General features: G+C 58.0%; 14 protein-coding genes and 1 pseudogene. 9 read left to right on the top strand and 6 right to left on the bottom strand.

The annotated features are described in order from the left end of the window. Positions 1 to 367: 367 nt before the first annotated feature. Together hutC and PL597_RS09125 are read right to left on the bottom strand one after the other, a co-directional pair. Positions 368 to 1,093: a histidine utilization repressor gene (gene hutC, locus PL597_RS09120; protein WP_271364995.1), complete on the bottom strand. Its 726-nt coding sequence runs from the start codon at positions 1,091 to 1,093 to the stop codon at positions 368 to 370. A gap of 51 nt (positions 1,094 to 1,144) precedes the next feature. Then, entirely contained in the window at positions 1,145 to 2,491 is a 1,347-nt protein-coding gene (locus PL597_RS09125) for a formimidoylglutamate deiminase (protein ID WP_271364996.1), read from the bottom strand. 114 nt (positions 2,492 to 2,605) lie between these two features. Here PL597_RS09125 and hutI point away from each other — a divergent pair, with 114 nt between their 5' ends. From hutI to PL597_RS09155, 6 genes are all read left to right on the top strand, one after another. After that, positions 2,606 to 3,865 carry an imidazolonepropionase gene (hutI, locus tag PL597_RS09130; RefSeq protein ID WP_271364997.1) on the top strand — a complete coding sequence of 420 codons (1,260 nt, stop codon included), beginning with the start codon at positions 2,606 to 2,608 and terminating at the stop codon, positions 3,863 to 3,865. Next, the gene (gene hutH, locus PL597_RS09135) at positions 3,862 to 5,406 is read left to right on the top strand and encodes a histidine ammonia-lyase (RefSeq protein ID WP_271364998.1); all 1,545 of its coding nucleotides are present in this window, start codon (positions 3,862 to 3,864) and stop codon (positions 5,404 to 5,406) included. Before hutI ends, hutH begins: the two co-directional genes overlap by 4 nt. 1 nt (position 5,407) lies before the next feature. After that, positions 5,408 to 6,208, top strand: coding sequence for an N-formylglutamate deformylase (gene hutG, locus PL597_RS09140; protein WP_191218368.1), 801 nt, complete (start codon positions 5,408 to 5,410; stop codon positions 6,206 to 6,208). Between the two features lie 11 nt (positions 6,209 to 6,219). Then, positions 6,220 to 7,893, top strand: a complete 1,674-nt coding sequence (gene hutU, locus PL597_RS09145) for a urocanate hydratase (RefSeq protein ID WP_271364999.1) — start codon at positions 6,220 to 6,222, stop codon at positions 7,891 to 7,893. Between the two features lie 192 nt (positions 7,894 to 8,085). After that, positions 8,086 to 9,093, top strand: a complete 1,008-nt coding sequence (locus PL597_RS09150) for an alpha/beta fold hydrolase (protein ID WP_271365000.1) — start codon at positions 8,086 to 8,088, stop codon at positions 9,091 to 9,093. A 39-nt stretch (positions 9,094 to 9,132) separates the two neighbouring features. Then, positions 9,133 to 9,705, top strand: coding sequence for a HutD/Ves family protein (locus PL597_RS09155; RefSeq protein ID WP_271365001.1), 573 nt, complete (start codon positions 9,133 to 9,135; stop codon positions 9,703 to 9,705). Positions 9,706 to 9,717: 12 nt separating this feature from the next. On the opposite strand, the gene PL597_RS09160 is transcribed toward PL597_RS09155, so the two are convergent. The 4 genes and pseudogenes from PL597_RS09160 to PL597_RS09175 form a co-directional block, all read right to left on the bottom strand. After that, on the bottom strand, positions 9,718 to 11,196 hold the full coding sequence (locus PL597_RS09160) for a M81 family metallopeptidase (protein ID WP_271365002.1): 1,479 nt from the start codon (positions 11,194 to 11,196) through the stop codon (positions 9,718 to 9,720). A 70-nt stretch (positions 11,197 to 11,266) separates the two neighbouring features. Further along, positions 11,267 to 12,355 (bottom strand): D-TA family PLP-dependent enzyme, encoded by a 1,089-nt coding sequence (locus PL597_RS09165; RefSeq protein WP_271365066.1) that lies wholly within the window; start codon positions 12,353 to 12,355, stop codon positions 11,267 to 11,269. A 31-nt stretch (positions 12,356 to 12,386) separates the two neighbouring features. Continuing rightward, positions 12,387 to 12,782 (bottom strand): RidA family protein, encoded by a 396-nt coding sequence (locus PL597_RS09170; RefSeq protein WP_137411273.1) that lies wholly within the window; start codon positions 12,780 to 12,782, stop codon positions 12,387 to 12,389. A 318-nt stretch (positions 12,783 to 13,100) separates the two neighbouring features. Next, positions 13,101 to 14,522 (bottom strand): annotated as a pseudogene (locus PL597_RS09175) (FAD/NAD(P)-binding protein). A gap of 434 nt (positions 14,523 to 14,956) precedes the next feature. Between PL597_RS09175 and repA the strand changes: the two are divergent. From repA to repC, 3 genes are all read left to right on the top strand, one after another. Beyond that, on the top strand, positions 14,957 to 16,171 hold the full coding sequence (repA, locus tag PL597_RS09180; protein ID WP_077983221.1) for a plasmid partitioning protein RepA: 1,215 nt from the start codon (positions 14,957 to 14,959) through the stop codon (positions 16,169 to 16,171). Beyond that, on the top strand, positions 16,168 to 17,181 hold the full coding sequence (gene repB / locus PL597_RS09185; protein WP_077983222.1) for a plasmid partitioning protein RepB: 1,014 nt from the start codon (positions 16,168 to 16,170) through the stop codon (positions 17,179 to 17,181). The genes repA and repB overlap by 4 nt, the downstream gene beginning before the upstream one ends. Before the next feature lie 185 nt (positions 17,182 to 17,366). After that, positions 17,367 to 18,644, top strand: coding sequence for a plasmid replication protein RepC (gene repC / locus PL597_RS09190; RefSeq protein WP_271365003.1), 1,278 nt, complete (start codon positions 17,367 to 17,369; stop codon positions 18,642 to 18,644). Positions 18,645 to 19,080: the final 436 nt, after the last annotated feature.

Here is a 19,080-nt window from a genome sequence, read left to right on the forward strand (position 1 = left end):
AATTGTCAAAAAACAGACCACACTAAGCAGTCAATCAATCAATCCCCCAAGGCTCAAAACCCCGGAAACAAACAAGCATTCAGCTCATCTTCTTGATTTATTTAGAACGAAAGACTTCGTCGCCAGCAGCGCCGCCGCCCTCGTTCAGTGAGCGGACTTATAAGAGATCACCATCAAACAAGTCAACACACCAAATTCGAAAAAATAAAGAAATGTGATATCTGCATGATTATAAAAGGAAATTTGAAAATTATCGTATAATTTAACGACTTTTAACGGTTTTCCGTCTTTGACCGTCAAGCTTGATGGGCCTTCCGCTATATAGGGTCTCCATATCGCAATAACAGGAACGAAGGCCTTGCGGATATCAGTCGGAAGACGGGCTGAAGCGGGCGACCAGCGCATGCGCATTTCCGGGATAGGTGAAGCGCACATGGGTAACTGCGCCCGAATTGCTCCAGGTGCGGCGCTCCACGACAAGACACGCCTGCCTGTCCGAAATACCGAGCAGGCGCGCGATCTCCTTCGACGGTGTTTCGGCGCTGATCCGGTGTTCGGCAGTGCTCCAGGGAACATGGCCGAGCAGCCAGGGGCCTGGCGCAATTTCGGTAAAGTCGGTTTCAGCCGCTTCCGGCACGGCCGTCAAATTGATGAGGCGCTGTTCGACACAGAATTCGCGCGCACCGGCAAAATGGATGCAGAGAACGTCGAGCAACGGCGTGCCGACGGAAACGTCGAGCCGCTCACGATCCGTGCTTTCTGCACTGCGCATTTTGCGCGCCAGAATTTTGAAGCCATAATCGAGGCCAAGGGATTCGACCTCGGCCCCGATATCGTGAATTTGAAGAACGGCGGACTGAATCTGCGGCTGGCGCACGAAACTGCCGGATTTCTTGCGGCGTTCGATCAAACCGGCCTTGACGAGCTGACCCATGACCTTGTTCACGGTCATGCGTGAACAATGATATTGATCGGCGAGGTCGACCTCGAAAGGCAGTCGGTGTCCCGGCGGCCATTCTCCTGAAACGATCCGCCCCTCGATCTCGCTGAGGATACGCTGGTGCAGGGTCTGCCCGGCTGATGCTTTCGTCACGTCCGCAATGCCTTTCCCCGCTGGCTTTTTCCTGTTACCGCCGCGCCCATATCAGCTATCGAGAAGTTCAGCCATGACCTTGTTGAAACGGTCGGATATTTCGCGGCGATGGATATGCCGGCCGGCCTGCACGCGCTTTTTGCCGCGCATCCAAACGGAATCGACGGAAACGCCGCCCGCGAATATCCACTGATCGAGAATCTGCGATATCGGAAGATAGGACACGGCGGAAATATCGAGAGCGACGAAATCGGCGCTTTTTCCTTTTTCCAGACCGTTTCGCGACGCCAGAGCCCTGCCGCCGCCCTCGAGCGCCTGCCGGAAGAGTTTTTCTCCCGTGGAGCAGCCGGCATCGGCGATGACATTGCGTGCCCGATGCGAGAGACGTTGCGAATATTCGAGCGTTCGCAATTCTTCCGACACGGAAATCAGAATGTTGGAATCGGATCCGACGCCATAATGGCCGCCTTCAGCAAGAAACGCCGGAGCCGGGAAGATGCCGTCGCCGAGATTGGCTTCGGTGATCGGGCAAAGGCCGGCAACGGCGCCGCTTTTTGCCATGCGGCGCGTTTCGGTTTCCGCCATATGTGTCGCATGGATGAGGCACCAGCGGCCATCGACCGGCGCGTTTTCAAGCAGCCATTCCACAGGTCTCGCGCCGGAAAAGGCAAGCGAATCTTCCACTTCTTTCGTCTGTTCCGCCACATGAATATGGATCGGCCCGCCTTTTGCCAGCGGCTCGATGGCTGACAGCTCTTCCGCGGTGACCGCACGCAGACTGTGCGGCGCTATGCCGAGGGTGGCGCCCGGCAGCCCGTCCACCACGGCCTGCGCGCCCTGCATCAGCTTTCCGTAACTGTCGAGCGAATGGATGAAGCGCTTCTGCCCGTCGATCGGCGCCTGGCCGCCGAAACCGGAATGAGCATAAAAGACCGGCAGTAATGTGAGGCCGATACCCGTCTGCGAGGCGGCTGCGCCGATACGCTCGGCCATTTCGGCGATATTGCCATAATGCGAGCCATCCCTCTCATTATGCAGATAGTGAAATTCGCCGACCCGTCCAAAACCGGCCTCGAGCATTTCCATATAAAGCTGGGCGGCAACCGCTTCGACATGGTCGGGCGTCATGGAGAGCGCGAATTTATACATGACGGTGCGCCAGCTCCAGAAACTGTCGTCGCCCGGGCCGCGGATTTCGGCAAGCCCCGCCATGGCCCGCTGAAAGGCATGGCTGTGGAGATTGGGCATGGCTGGAACGATGAGGGCATGCCGCTCATCCTGCGATTGCGGGGAAACACCGGTTTCGACGGATGAAATACTGCCCTCGTCGCAGACGATGCGGACATCCTTCGCCCATCCGCCCGCCAGAAGCGCTGCGCCCGCGTGAATTGCCATCATGCCACCCTCTCCTTTGGTTTTATCCGGCAAGGCCATTTCAAACACGAAATTGCAGCTTGCCAAGCCAATTATTATGTATATACATTTAACTCACAAAGGAAAGGCGAAAAGCAAATGCCCGGCAACGAATCTGCAAACGGAACGGCGACGGGGAACGTCACGGCTTTGTGGCGCAACGCCCGGCTGGCAACCTTCAATCCCGCCATGGAAGGCATCGGCGCCGTCGAAAATGCCGTCATTGCCGTGCGTAACGGCCGCATCGCCTTTGTCGGCCCTGAAAGCGATCTGCCTGCCGATCTCTCGAGGGCCGAGGTGACGACCGATTGCGCCGGTCGCTGGATCACCCCCGCCCTGATCGACTGCCACACCCATCTTGTCTTCGGCGGCAACCGCGCCATGGAATTCGAGATGCGGCTGAATGGGGCGACCTATGAAGAGATCGCCAAAGCGGGCGGCGGCATTGTCTCTTCGGTGCGCGACACGCGCGCGCTTTCGGAAGATGTTTTGGTGGCGCAGGCTTTGCCGCGTCTCGACACGCTTCTTTCCGAAGGCGTTTCCACGGTCGAAATCAAATCCGGTTACGGTCTTGATATTGAAACCGAGCTGAAGATGCTGCGCGTCGCCCGCAGGCTCGAGACATTGCGGCCGGTGCGTATCGTCACCAGCTATCTCGCCGCGCATGCCACACCTGCAGACTATAAGGGGCGCAACGCCGATTATATTGGCGATGTCGTCCTGCCGGGGCTGGAAAAAGCCCATGCGGAAGGCTTGGCGGATGCGGTTGACGGTTTTTGCGAAGGCATCGCCTTTTCCGTCGAGGAGATCGACCGGGTTTTCAAGACTGCGAAACAGTGCGGCCTTCCGGTCAAGCTGCATGCCGAGCAGCTTTCCAATCTTGGCGGCTCCGCGCTCGCGGCATCCCATAACGCCCTTTCGGCCGATCACCTCGAATATCTTGATGAGGCCGGTGCGAAGGCGCTGGCGAAAGCAGGAACCGTGGCAGTGCTTCTTCCCGGCGCTTTCTACGCGCTCAGGGAAAAGCAATTGCCGCCAGTGCAGGCCCTGCGCGACGCCGGGGCCGACATGGCGCTGGCAACGGACTGCAACCCCGGCACTTCGCCGCTCACCTCCCTGCTGCTGACCATGAATATGGGCGCAACGCTTTTCCGCATGACCGTTGAAGAGTGCCTGACGGCGACGACACGCAATGCGGCAAAGGCGCTCGGCCTGCTTGCCGAAACCGGCACGCTGGAGGCTGGAAAATCCGCTGATTTTGCCATCTGGGACATCGAGCGCCCCGCCGAGCTCGTCTACCGCATCGGCTTCAACCCGCTCCATGCCCGTATTTTCAAGGGACAGAAGGTTTCCTCATGACCATGAAGACCATCACGCTTCACCCCGGCAACGTGACCTTAGCCAATCTCGCCGAGATATACTGGGAGAACGGCAGCGCCAAACTCGACCGCAGCTTCGATAAAGGCATTGAAAAGGCGGCAGCCCGCATCGCTGAGATCGCTGCCGGCAATGCGCCGGTCTATGGTATCAATACCGGTTTCGGCAAACTCGCTTCCATAAAGATCGATGCGGCGGATGTGGCGACGCTGCAGCGCAATCTCATCCTGTCGCATTGCTGCGGGGTGGGCGCACCGCTTCCTGAAAATATCGTGCGGCTGATCATGGCGCTGAAGCTGGTGTCGCTCGGCCGCGGCGCGTCCGGCGTGCGGCTGGAACTGGTGCGGCTGATCGAAGCCATGCTGGAGAAGGGCGTCATCCCCGTCATTCCCGAAAAGGGTTCGGTTGGGGCTTCCGGCGATCTTGCGCCGCTCGCCCATATGGCGGCTGTGATGATGGGCGAAGGCGAGGCCTTCTATGCGGGCGCGCTTCTGCCAGCTGGCGAAGCGCTTGCGAAAGCCGGACTGACCCCGGTGGTGCTTGCCGCCAAGGAAGGGCTGGCGCTGATCAACGGCACACAGACCTCAACGGCGCTGGCGCTTGCCGGCCTTTTCCGCGCCCATCGTGCGGCGCAGGCTGCGCTGATTACCGGTGCGCTTTCCACGGATGCCGCCATGGGGTCTTCCGCGCCTTTCCATCCCGATATTCACAGCCTGCGCGGCCATAAGGGCCAGATCGACGCAGGAGCGGCGCTTCGTAATCTGCTGGAGGGTTCGGAAATCCGCGTCAGCCATATCGAGAGCGATGAGCGGGTGCAGGATCCCTATTGCATTCGCTGCCAGCCGCAGGTGGATGGCGCCTGCCTCGATCTTCTGCGGCAGGTGGCCCGCACGCTGGAAATCGAAGCCAACGCCGTGACCGACAATCCGCTGGTGCTATCAGACAATTCCGTCGTCTCCGGCGGCAATTTCCACGCCGAACCGGTGGCCTTTGCCGCCGACCAGACGGCGCTTGCCATCTGCGAGATCGGTGCAATCGCCCAGCGCCGCGTGGCGCTGCTGGTCGATCCGGCGCTTTCTTATGGCTTGCCGGCCTTTCTTTCCAAAAAGCCGGGCCTGAATTCCGGCCTGATGATCGCCGAAGTCACCTCCGCCGCGCTGATGAGCGAGAACAAGCAGATGGCGCATCCGGCCTCGGTGGACTCCACACCGACTTCAGCCAATCAGGAAGACCATGTATCCATGGCCTGCCATGGTGCGCGTCGTCTGTTGCCGATGACCGACAATCTTTTTGCCATTCTCGGTATCGAAGCGCTTTCATCCGTGCAGGGTGTGGAGCTGCGCGGGCCGCTGAAGACGAGCCCCGAACTGCAAAAAGCGATTGCGGCATTGCGCGCGACGGTCCCTTCGCTGGAGGAAGACCGTTATATGGCGCCGGACCTGAAGGCTGCGGCGGAATTGATTGCCTCCGGCGCGCTGGTCGCGGCAATTTCAAACGGCATTCTGCCGAAGCTGGAGGTCTGAGATGCGTGCCCTCGACGTCAAGGAAGGTTCATCGCCGATCATTCTCGGCCTGCCCCACACCGGCACGGATGTGCCGGCGGATATCTGGCAACGTCTGAACGACAACGGCAAGATTCTCGCCGATACGGACTGGCATATCCATGAGCTCTATGCCGGCCTTCTCGAGAATGCGACAACCGTAAGGGCGACCTTCCACCGCTATGTGATCGACGCCAATCGCGACCCGGCCGGGATGAGCCTTTATCCGGGCCAGAACACAACCGCGCTTGTTCCGCAGACCGATTTCGACGGCGAGTCGATCTGGAATGAAGGACAGGAACCCACCGAGGACGATATTGCCTACCGTCTGGAAAATTTCCACGCGCCCTATCACGCGGCCCTCGCCACGGAAATCGAGCGGGTGAAATCCATCCACGGCATCGCCATTCTCTATGATTGCCATTCGATCCGTTCGCATATCCCCTTCCTGTTCGAGGGCAAGCTGCCGGATTTCAACATCGGCACGGATATGGGCAAGACCTGCGATCCGGCCATCGAAAAGATCGCCGTCGAGGTGACCGCCGCGGCGCAGGGTTACGACAGCATTCTGAACGGCCGTTTCAAGGGCGGCTGGACGACGCGCCATTACGGAAAACCGCAAAGCGACGTGCATGCCATTCAGATGGAACTGGCGCAGTCCACCCATCTTCAAACCGAGCACCCGCCTTTTGCCTACGACACGGGTAAAGCCGAACGGCTTCGCGCCCATCTCAAGACCATTCTCACGCGCATGGAAAAATTTGCGCTCGATACGAAACGATAAGGGGAAAACACATGAACAATCCACGCCACAATATCCGCGATGTCCGCTCGCCGCAGGGCACTGACCTCAATGCCAAAAGCTGGATGACAGAAGCGCCGCTACGCATGCTGATGAACAATCTCGATCCCGACGTGGCCGAGCGCCCGCATGAGCTGGTGGTTTATGGCGGCATCGGCCGCGCCGCCCGCACCTGGGACGATTTCGACCGCATCGTCGCAACGTTGAAGGATCTGAACGAGGATGAAACCCTCGTCGTGCAGTCCGGCAAGCCAGTCGGCGTGTTCCGCACCCACAAGGATGCGCCGCGCGTCCTCATCGCCAATTCCAACCTGGTGCCGCATTGGGCGAACTGGGATCATTTCAACGAGCTGGATAAGAAGGGCCTTGCGATGTACGGCCAGATGACGGCCGGTTCGTGGATCTACATCGGCACGCAGGGCATCGTGCAGGGCACCTATGAAACCTTTGTCGAGGCTGGCCGCCAGCATTACGACGGCAACCTGAACGGCAAGTGGATTCTCACCGGCGGTCTCGGCGGCATGGGTGGCGCGCAGCCGCTCGCCGCCGTCATGGCCGGCGCCTGCTGCCTCGCGGTCGAATGCGACGAGACCCGCGTCGATTTCCGCCTGCGTACCCGTTACGTCGATGCGAAGGCGCATACGCTCGATGAGGCGCTGGCGCTGATCGACCAATGGACAAAGGCGGGTGAGGCAAAATCCGTCGGCCTGATCGGCAATGCCGCGGAAATCTTCCCGGAACTTGTCCGCCGCGGCGTCCGCCCCGATATCGTCACCGACCAGACCTCGGCGCACGATCCCGTCCATGGTTACCTTCCCGCTGGCTGGACGGTCGCCGAATGGCGCACCAAGCAGGAAAGCGACCCGAAAGCCGTTGCCGCTGCCGCTCGCGCCTCCATGAAGGTGCATGTGCAGGCCATGGTCGATTTCTGGAACGCCGGCGTTCCGACGCTCGACTACGGCAACAATATCCGCCAGGTCGCCAAGGATGAGGGGCTGGAAAACGCCTTCGCTTTCCCCGGTTTCGTTCCGGCCTATATTCGCCCGCTTTTTTGCCGTGGAATCGGCCCGTTCCGCTGGGCGGCGCTTTCCGGCGATCCGGAAGATATCTACAAGACCGACGCCAAGGTGAAGGAGCTGCTGCCTGATAACAAGCACCTGCACAACTGGCTGGACATGGCGCGTGAGCGCATCGCATTCCAGGGCCTGCCGGCGCGCATCTGCTGGGTCGGCCTTGGTGACCGTCACCGTCTCGGCCTCGCCTTCAACGAAATGGTCAAGAACGGTGAGTTGAAGGCGCCAATCGTCATCGGTCGCGACCATCTGGATTCCGGCTCCGTCGCCTCGCCCAACCGCGAGACCGAAGCCATGAAGGATGGCTCGGATGCCGTTTCTGACTGGCCGCTCCTCAACGCGCTCCTCAACACCGCATCCGGCGCGACATGGGTTTCGCTGCATCACGGCGGCGGCGTCGGCATGGGCTTCTCGCAGCATTCCGGCATGGTCATCTGCGCCGATGGCACCGACGATGCCGCGCGCCGGCTGGAGCGCGTGCTCTGGAACGATCCGGCAACCGGCGTCATGCGTCATGCCGATGCCGGTTACGACATCGCCGTGGAATGCGCCAAGGAGCAGGGACTGCGCCTGCCCGGCATTCTCGGCAATTGATTGTTGTGCCGCGCGGTCCATCGCCGCGCGGCCTCCCCTTCCGCCAACCAAGCCGGGCGGGTAATATCCAACCCGCTCATCCGTCTGAAACTTTCGAGTCGATTTTCTCGTTGTTACTGTCGCTCAGGCATAACGGTTCATTTTTCGCGCCGACGATAACGCGGCGAGCTTTGATGGAGTGCGGACGACAGCATGGCACCACGGCGTATCTCATTCGGCCTTTCCCTTTTGATTGGTGCAATTTTTCCCGCTTTTTCTTTCGCCGCCGCTCCAGCCTCCGAAGCCCAAAAGGCCGCTCCGGTGAGAATCGATGTCGGCGGATACAAACTCAGCAGCCTGTTGATTGAGCCGCAGAAACAGGCAGACCTGCCGCCGATCGTTTTCCTGCACGGCGCAAGCGCAAGTCTTTATGATCCGCTGTTTTCCTTTGCGGATAAACTCACTGGCCGCGCAAGACTGCTGTTCATAGACAGGCCGGGCCATGGCGGCTCCGACATTGGCGGCAAGGAGAATATCCTGCCGGATGGGCAGGCCGATGCCGTGGCTCAGTTGATGAGAAAGCGCGGCATCCACAAGGCCATCATCGTCGGCCACTCCTTTGGCGGCGCCATCACCGCGGCATTCGCGCTTCGTCACCCCGAGATGGTGTCAGGCCTGGTGTTTCTTTCTCCCGCCGTTTATCCTTGGCCTGGCGGCATTGCCTGGTATTACACAGCGGCAAGCGCCCCGGTAACCGGCCCGCTTTTTTCGACCTTCGTCGCGCCGCCCGCGGGTCTCCTCGCACTCGATCAGGCGACGCGTGGTGTTTTTGCGCCCAATAATCGTCCCCGTGAATATGTGGAAGCGACACGCGCATGGGCCGCATTGAGACCGCAGGCTTTTCGCCATAACGCGCAGGAAGTTGCCGCGCTGAATGCATGGGCGCGGAGCGCCTCGCCAAGTTACTCCAAAATCAAGGCGCCCACCATCATCATAACCGGCGACACGGACAATGTTGTTTCAACGGAAATTCATTCTCGCCAGCTTGCACGCACTATCGACGGATCGACATTGATCGTTGTGAAAAATCTCGGGCACAAGTCTGACTATGTCGCGCGTGATCTTGTCGTCGAGGCGATAGAGAAACTCGCCGGGAAAAAAGCTGATCTCCACGCGGCGCAAAAACAGCTTGAACGGCGTATCGCCAGCGACGGCAAGTAGCGCCACCCTATCCAGCCGAATACACAGGGAATGCAAAAGATGAGATACCTACCAAAGGGCACCTACACATCCATGCCCTGGAAAAACGGCGGCGGCGTAACGACCGAGATCATCGTTCATCCCGCAAACGCCTCGATGGCGGATTTCGACTGGCGCATCAGTATGGCGGATGTTGCGCAAGATGGGCCCTTTTCCATATTTGACGGGATTGACCGCACCCTCTGCATCCTTGAGGGGAACGGCATGAGCCTCAGTATTGACGCATGCGAACCCGTTTCGTTGACGATGGAAAGCGATCCCTTGCCCTTCGCTGCCGATGTTTCCGTATACGCCGTTCTGGGGAATGGTCCCATCGTCGATCTCAATGTCATGTCCCGTCGCAGACACTATGCGCACCGTGTCGAGAGACATCGCGGCGCGCTCACCGTTCACTCAACGGTGTCAACGGCGACGGTAATTTTTGCCGCTGATCCCGTCAGCGTCTCATCAGGCGGCAGAAACGTGAATTTGCAGCGACGCGACAGCCTCCTTCTGGAGCCCGGCACCGGATTCGCCATAGAGGGCGTTGAAAAGGATGCTCGTTTCTTCGTTGTGTCGTTTGATCAGGTGTGAAGCTGCCTCACCTCAATCCAGCCCCAGCGGATCGGCCACCCGCGGCCAAAGCTCAAGGCTCGCCTTCCGATAGGGCGTTCTTGCCGGATCGGTCGGATAGGATGTCGGGGCAGCAATATAAACGATCTCGGATGCGACCGGCGCAAACCCCGCATGGAAATGGTTGGTGGACTTGACCAGCAGTACGTCTTTTTTTGCAAAATCGACGCCGAGATTGGAAAAGATATCCGGCTCATAAGTTTGTGTGCGGCTGGTAATGAGGATGATATCGATCCGCGTACCGAGCGGCCGGACGACAGCGGCACGGCCGAGCGTGACGCGGCTGTTGCGGAAACTCTGCCAGCCAGCCTCGGCCGTGCGCATCACCTTGATGCGGAAATCGAGCGGCTCGCCGCCTTCAGGGCTGGATTTGCCGCCGATGCGCAGATCGATCTCGGCCCCCTCGCCCGCCGCGTGACAGAAAGACACCGCAATCGGGTCCCAGATCGTCGCGACAGCGATATTGTCCATGCCGCGCTCCACCATGCGCCGCAGAATATGGGTGGCGTCGCCGGCAACACCGCCGCCCGGATTGTCCCAGATATCCGATACGACGACCGGCCTGTCCGGATTATTGCTGCGAATGGCAAGAACCTGGTCGAGACCGGATTCCGTATCCAGCATCGGCATGGCGGTCGACTTGCGCATGGCATAAAGCTCATGGCCGAGCTTTTGGGCCAGCACATCGCCCTTTGCCCTGTCATTATCCGTCACGACAACGATGCGCGTTCCCATATCCGGCACGTCACCCGCCATGAAACCGTGAATAACGGAAATCGACAGGATGCCATCCTTGCCTTCCAACGCCTTCAGCCGGTCGACGTAAGAGCGCATCGGTTCACGGCTGGTGGGATAAATGGTGATCATACGGCAATCGAAAGTGGAGATGACCGGCTTTATCTCCCCCCGAAGCGTGCGCAGCGCCATTTCCACCACATGCTCGCCGCGCTCTTCGAAATCCGTATGCGGAAACTCCAGAAACGTCGCCATAATATCGAGATTTTTGACCCGAAGCGCCGTCAGATGGCTGTGCGGATCGAATTCCGCCGCGATAAGTACATCCGGTCCGACTAATGCGCGGACCCGGGACAGGAAGTCCCCTTCCGGATCATCATAACCCTGTGCCACCATGGCGCCGTGCAGACCGAGCACCACGGCATCGACCGGCATGGCGGCGCTGAGTTCGGCGAAAATCGTATCCCGCAGCGTTTCATAGGTCTGGCGCTGGATAAGGCCGGCCGGTTCGGCCCAGCATGAAGTTCCCTCTATCACCGTGAACCCTTCCGCCTTGCCGCGACGGCGCAAGATCGGCACAGGCGACGAGCAGAGCGTCGGCGTTTCGGGATGCTCCCCCGGCCCGGCATAAAAAGCCGCGCGAAAGGCATCCATATCCGTCGGGACTGGTGAAAACGTGTTGGTTTCGGTGGCGAGTGACGCCGTGAAAATGCGCATGTCTCTAGGTTCTCGTTACCGCAATCTGCCCATTGGCAGCTTTACTTCAGAATTTAATTAGCCGGGTAATTTACCAGACCGTACCGCGCGCCGCGACCTGCTCAACCCGCGTCACGACGCCGTTTCGATGGAAGACCATCCTGTCGAAAAGATTGCTGACGACGCAGGTGTGGTTCGGGACAACCTTGACCATGTCGCCGACTTCAGGCCGGCCCGAGGCGCAGCCGGATAGATCGACAACCGCATGTTCTTCCGAAAGCGAGGTAATTTTCGCACCTTCGTAGCTTTCAAGCAGCCCGTAATCGCTAAAACCCAGGAGATCCGAAGTCAGGGCCTTGGAACCGCAATCCAGCACGGCACGATCGGCTGTCGGTCGCGATACGACGGTGGCGAGAATATGCATGGCGAGATCGCCCGCCGTGCAATGTCCGGCGCGCAGCATGGCGCGATCATTATAGACATAGGTGCCGGCCCGGTGTTCGGTGGCGGAAGGAACCAGATGGGCGGCGTAAAAATCGGGAGAACCACCGCTGGACCGCACCGGACAATCCATGCCCTTTGCCGCCAGCAATGCCATCGTCTCGCGAAGAAAGTTTTCCACCGTCACGGCTCCGCCCGGTGCGGGATAGGTCAAAATGCCCCTGAATGTGAGGCCCGGTGCCGCGACGATTTGTTCCGCAAGCGCCAATGCCGCTTCCGGGGTCTGCACACCGCAGCGCTTGCCGCCCGTATCGCATTCGACCAGAACGGCGAGCGGTCTTTCCGGATCAAATGTAGCCGCAAGACCGGCAATCGTCACGGCGCTGTCGGCCACGACACTCAGCCTACCGATGCGCGCATTCAACACCTTCAGCCGCGAAAGCTTTGCTGCACCGAGAATATTATAGGTGATCAGAATGTCATCAAAACCGGCATCCGCAAAAACCTCCGCCTCACTGACTTTCTGGCAATTAATGCCGATGGCGCCGGCCTGAAGCTGTTGTTTGGCGACAGCGGGTATCTTGTGCGTCTTGATATGCGGCCGAAAGGCCTTGCCGTGATCATCCAGATAAGATTGCGCCCTGAGGATATTGGCGGCGAGCCTGTCCTCGTCGATGACAGGCATCGGCGTCGAAATCGCATTGAGGGGTGTGCCCGCATCAGGCCAGGGATAGGTCATCATCTACTCTCAAACATCGGCAAATTGGGCTTCATGCCAGCGGCTTATAGGCGATAACGTCCATTTCCACCTTGGCATCGACCATCAGCGGCGATTGCACAGTAGAGCGTGCCGGCGGATGATCGATGAAATATTTCTGGAAGACAGCGTTGAAGCTCGAGAAATCCCGGGCATCGTCCAGCCAGACATTGACCTTGACCACATCGGCCAGCGAACAATCGGCAAGCGCCAGAACATCCTTGATATTCGCAACCACCTGCTCGGTCTGTGCCACGATCCCGCCATTCACCACCTCGCCATCGACGGTTGGCACCTGCCCGGAAACATAAACGAAATCGCCGGCCCGGACGGCCTTGGCAAATGGCCGTCGCTGTCCGCCAGCTTGATTATCCGCCGTCTCATATCGTATCAGTTTCGTCTTTTGCATGGGTCCTCGCAAATAATTTTCATAATTCCAGAAATTTTTACGATACGTAGCCGATTTTATGATGCATTTCCATAATTAATGTAAATAATTTAGCAATCGCGCACATTGCGCGCGAAATCCGCTGCCGTGCTTACCGCCGATACGTTATAGGGCAATGTATCGCTGATGGTCGATATATGGCGTGATTCATGGGGAATTGCATCATGTGCCCCCGTGGGCATTCGCACTGCGTTCCACTCGTAAAATTCGGCATCCATGGAATTTCCAGCACATTATTCAGAAAGCAAGTTTGCCGCGGCTAACCTCTTAGGAGAGGTACTAGACACGTCTCGCTTCGGCTGGCCCCTCAACGAGCTCACCCCCTGCGGAAAGCCGATCGTTCTGTGTCACTCTGTCCGTGATCTCTTGCGCGATCCTCTGCGCCTGAACACGAATATCCGGAACGGCGGTAATTTCCCAGAAGCGGCCCGCCGTCAGCGCACCGGTGGCAAAAAGACCGGGTCAGCTTCGTCCGTCCGGCCGCAGCAAACGAGACGGTCCATCAACTTCCACTCCAAGTCCCAAGGGATCGAGCAAAATGACACCGTCGCCCCGCATCGCTTCAAGAAGCCGCGAACGGCCAATGCCGGCCCGCTCCATTCCGGTACAATTGACGACCCAATCGACCTGCAGTTCCCTCAATATCTGCGTATGCCTGCGGCGGTAACGCACGGCGACCCCCTCCTCCGTTTCTTCAATGGAGCGAAGGTAACCCGCATGAAGTTCAACAACGCCATCGGAAAGCAACGTCACGAAAGCGGCAGACACTTCAGGTGAAATACGGTGCCGGTGGATATTCCACCACGGCAAGGCATGCCGAAGGAACCGGCTGCGCTCCGCCGGTGTAAGACGTTGCGAAAGTGATTGAGTTTGCGGCCGCAAGCCATCCATGACGGTACGCCACGGCGCCCCATCGCGCACCTGATTTCGCAGAGAGTGCAGCAACCCGCTGATCTCCATCGAGCCTTCAGGTAAATTCGGCTCTGCTGACGGTGACGGCGGGCTGACATGCGGATGCGACACCAGGCCGCGACGGGACAGAACATGGATCGACCCTTGATGTCTTTTTCCCCTCAGAGTCAAAACCTGATCGATCATCGTCAGGCCCGACCCCAGAATGCAGATACGATCCCCGGCTTTGATTTTGGACAACCATCCCGGCTGCCAGCAGTGGCCGATGATACGTTGTGGCCCCTCTTCTTCCCTTGCGACAGTTTGCACCGGCAAACTCGCAGCGCCGACACCGAGACACAGAACGACATTCAGCGCGCGCAGCTGCTCACCATTGTCAAGTGTAAACGAGAATCCGCCCGTGCCATCCGGCCGACAGGCCGAAGCCTTGGCCCGGACAAAGTCCACCCGGGCTCGTTGCTCCCTATTTCTAAGCAAGCCAGCCAGCCTGTCACGAAGATAAAGACCATAGTCACCGCGTGAGGCGAACAGCAGGGGATTGTCAGCGATCCCGTTTTCCGCCAACCAATCGACAAAGTCATCAGCCCTGTCAGGGAAGGCACTCATTCGCCCGGCCGGTACATTCAGACGATGAAAGGGCAGTTCGGCGCGATAGGCGGTGCCGCGCCCGAAATCCGGCTTATCGCCGACGATAGCAATAGTGCCTTCCGCAGGTAGGGATGATAAAAGATGGGCGGCGGTACAGATGGCCGAAAAACCCGACCCTACGAGAGCGGCATCATAGGACATTCACTCCTCCAACCAGCGACACTTTGAACAGTCAGCCGGCGGGTGTCGAACCCAACGATACTCTAGTCAACGAGTAGAGACTAACAGATGCGAATGTCTATCCTTCACTTTCTGGCGCCACGATCATCAAAGGCGTGGAAGGTCAGACTTAAGAAGTTAGCCGCGGCAAACTTCCGAACTGGGCGTAGATTTCGCATGCAAAAGACGTGATCAACGCCCGTCACCATGACCTCCAGAAAGAAGTTAGCCGCGGCCAACCGTCAAACCGTCACAAAAACCAAATGTGATTCTTCCACAATGCTTTAGCGGCGCTTTCCAACCTGAGAAAAAAGCCTATTGCGCCGAAAAGAGAATCGGCGCTTATATCTCAGTTGCGGAAAAAACCGCCTTTTTCGAAAAAAACCGCTACTGCAATTTCGAGCGAAAGAAGACCGATGACACAGAGTGCCGATTTAAGACGTGCCGCAGGAGCACCCGACCTGACGAGTCTTATACAACAGCATTCGGCTGCGTTGTCAGCCCAATTGCAGGCTCATAATGCAAATACATTTTCACCGCACACCGAAAAGAGCATGCGCCATTTTTCGCCGGCAGAAACCGCACGGTTGATTGGCATCGGCGAGGCCTATCTTCGCCAGATCGCCGCCGAGCGTCCGGAGCTGGATGCGGCGCAGGCTTCCGGTCGTCGATCGTATTCCGTCGAGGACATGGACGAGATCAGAAAATTTCTCGATCAGGGCGCGCGTGGCTCGCGGCGTTATCTGCCGCATCGCCGTGACGGCGAAGAATTGCAGGTCATCGCTGTCATGAACTTCAAGGGCGGCTCGGGAAAAACAACGACATCGGCGCATCTGGCGCAATATCTCGCGCTGCGTGGTTACCGGGTGCTTGCCATCGATCTTGATCCGCAGGCCAGCCTTTCCGCCCTCTTCGGTCATCAGCCGGAGATCGATGTCGGTCCGAATGAAACGCTTTATGGCGCGATCCGTTACGACGATGAACGTCGGCCGATCGCTGAGATCGTTCGTGGCACCTATATTCCCAATCTCCACATCGTTCCCGGCAATCTGGAGCTTATGGAATTCGAACACGACACGCCCCGCGCTTTGATGCGTCGCGCACCTGGCGATACGTTGTTCTTCGCCCGCATTGGCCAGGCGATAGCCCAGGCACAGAACTTCTATGACGTCGTGGTCATCGATTGCCCGCCGCAGCTTGGTTACCTGACGCTTTCAGCGCTGACGGCCGCCACTTCGGTTCTCGTCACTGTTCATCCGCAAATGCTTGATGTCATGTCGATGAACCAGTTCCTTGCCATGACCGGTGATCTCCTTGCGGAAATCGGCCGGGCAGGGGCGCGGTCCGACTATAACTGGATGCGTTACCTCATCACCCGTTTTGAACCGAGCGATGGACCGCAGAACCAGATGGTCGCGTTCCTGCGTTCTATTTTCGGTGAAAATGTCCTCATCCACCCGATGCTGAAGAGCACGGCCGTCTCGGATGCCGGACTGACCAACCAGACACTTTTCGAAGTGGAAAGAACCCAGTTCACCCGGTCCACCTATGACCGTGCGCTGGAAGCCATGAACAACGTAAACGCTGAAATCGAAGGACTGATTAAAAAAGCGTGGGGTAGGGCAGCATGAGCAGAAAACAAATATTCGCCAATCTCGGTACGCCGGGAGCCGAAAGCAACGAGACTGCCGCCGAGCGGTCGCGTCCGCGTATCCGGCCTATTCTCGGTTCTCCGGAACTCGTGACGGATGTTCTGAATTCCCCGGTCGGCATGATTGGCCAGTCGCTCAACGAAGTATCCGAACGCGCCAAGCGCGCAGAAGAGATCGAAAAGCAGCTCGCTGAAGGTCTTACGATCGTTTCGCTCAGCCCAGCCGATATCGATCCTTCTTTCATACCGGATCGCATGCCGGCCTCTGAAGAGGCGGATGCAGGCCTGGTGGAGGCCATTCGTGAACAGGGCCAGCAGGTTCCCATTCTGGTGCGCCCGCATCCCGAATTCCCCGGCCGTTATCAGGTCGCCTTCGGTCATCGTCGCCTGCGCGCCGTCTCCAGCCTCGGTATTCCCGTCAAGGCGGTCGTTCGCGATCTTAGTGACGAGCAGCTCGTCGTTGCCCAGGGACAGGAAAACAACGAGCGCCGTGACCTCACCTATATCGAAAAGGCGCGTTTTGCCCAGAAACTGCAGATGCGGTTTCCCCGCGATACGATCATGGCCGCCATGTCGCTGCACAAGGGCGATCTTTCCAACATGCTGTCCGTTGTCGGCCGCATTCCCGAGGATCTCGTCGACCTGATTGGCCCGGCCCCGACTGTCGGCCGTCGTAACTGGATGGATCTTGCCGATCAGCTTTCCTCCTCGCAAGTCAAGGAAGCAGCCCGCGCATACGTCAAGGACCCATTGGTTGCCGCCCTGCCATCGGAAGAACGTTTCAAGTCGCTTCTGGATTTTCTGAAACCCAAGGCGCAGCCCAAAAGAACCGGCGTCTGGTCATCGCAGACCGGCGGCCGGCTGGCGAAGGTGGTCGAAAGCGACCGCAAGCTGGATATCTCTATCGACAAGAACGAAGCCCCGGAATTTGCCGAGTTCGTTCTGGAACATCTTCAGACGCTGTTTGCCGAATACCGGTCCAAGCAGTGATTTTTAACTCGAACGACTAACAGGAGACGCATCACAAAAGAAAAAAGCCCCCGAACGTTGCCGCGCGGAAGCCTTTCTTTGATTTAAGCACCCGAAGAATCTCATTTCCGCGAATCATAGTCAAGAGTCTTGGCATCGAATTTTTCGGTGAGCGATTTTCTTTTGCCTTGTGAAAGGTGAAAGACATGGACAGCACATGTGTAACGACGCCCTTTGGGCGGCGAGCGATGTCGTTTGGCGTCCTCGCAACCCAGTTCGCCGCGCAGAAAAACAGGAAAATCGAAGCGGTCGACAAATGGAAACTCTATCGTTCGGTCTGTGAAGCCAGGCCATTGCTCGGCGTGACTGATCGATCGCTTGCGGTCCTGAACGCGCTTTTGAGCTTTTATCCGAAAAACGAACTTTCCAGCGAAGCCGGATTGGTCGTCTTCCCGTCGAATACGCAATTATCACTCAGGGCCCATGGCATGGCCGAGCAGACATTGCGCCGGCATCTCTCGGCTCTTGTCGAGGCCGGGCTTATCATTCGCAAGGACAGCCCGAACGGAAAACGATACGCCCGCAAGCACAGGGGAGGGGAAATCAGCGAGGCTTACGGTTTTTCGCTGGCGCCGCTTCTTGCCCGCAAAGCGGAAATCGAGGAACTGGCCGAACGCATCGTCAGCGAGCGGCTCGATCTTCAGCGGCTTCGTGAAAACATCAGCCTTTGCCGCCGCGATATCCAGAAACTCTGCGAAATGATTGCCGCAAGCGGTAAACTCGAAACCTCCGAAGGATTTCAGACCCGCTACAACGCCATTGCCCGCTCTCTCGGCCGCAACTCCAAGCCCGCGGAACTTCGGGAAATCGCCGGATTTTTGGCCTCTTTACGCGCGGAAGTGACCAACTATCTGGAAAATATTGAAAAACCGGAAAAAATGGGCGGCAATGACTGCCAAAATGAGCGCCTCATAAAGAATTCAGAATCCGAATCTATATCTGAACGGCAAGATTTGCGCGAACCGGCAACCGTTGCACCTGCCCGCACGGCAAGCAACCAGCCGGCATATGCGGCACCAGTCAGTGCCAAAGCGTTGCCGCAGTCAGCAGAACCTGTTCTTCATAAGCAATTTTTTGTTCCTGATATTGTTTTGGTTTTGAAGGCTTGCCCGGATATCTCGCTCTATGCCCCAGGCGGCGCAGTTACCGGATGGCGCGATCTCGAAGTGGCGACTTCGGTCATCAAAACCATGTTCAACATCAGCCAGTCGGCGTATCAGGATGCGCTTGCCACGTTCGGTCGACAGGGAACGGCAGCCATTCTCGCCTGCCTTTTGCAGAAAGCGGACCAGATAAGCTCGCTTGGCGGATATCTGCGTAATCTCACCCGCAAGGCGCAGGAAGGCGGCTTCGATGTAAAGACCATGCTTCTGGCGCAGTTGCGAGGGCGTAAGGACACCATGGAGGCGAACATGCTTTTGTGAGCTAACACGGGCCTCGGGAAATGGTCATCGCTTGCGAAAAAAGCAGACGGAAGATACATTAACGCCGTTCCCGCAGGTAGAAAGAGATTCGCACGAGGCTGCTGTAACGATCAATGCAGCTGGTGGATTTCTATGGTTAATGCAAGGTAATGAAAACTAAGTTCCATTTAGCTTTCGTTTGCGTTTTTCCGTGATTGGTTTCAATCCCTTGAGTCGAGGGCGTTTTTCGTCGAAATTGCGACGAGAAGAGCGGAAAAGTGCAATCTGTATGCGCGGAGCATATGGCGAACAGGCGAGTGGCACTGCATATAGCAGGGCATGGTCCATCTGACGTAGATGGTCTGTCAACAGACAAAGACACGTCCCCGAGACAGTGAAGTTGAACTTTCTGCAAGGTCCTGCGTTTGCGCTTCATTGCTTGAACGGATGGCTGATC

Source organism: Agrobacterium sp. ST15.13.013, from assembly GCF_027956525.1.
GTDB lineage: Bacteria > Pseudomonadota > Alphaproteobacteria > Rhizobiales > Rhizobiaceae > Agrobacterium > Agrobacterium salinitolerans.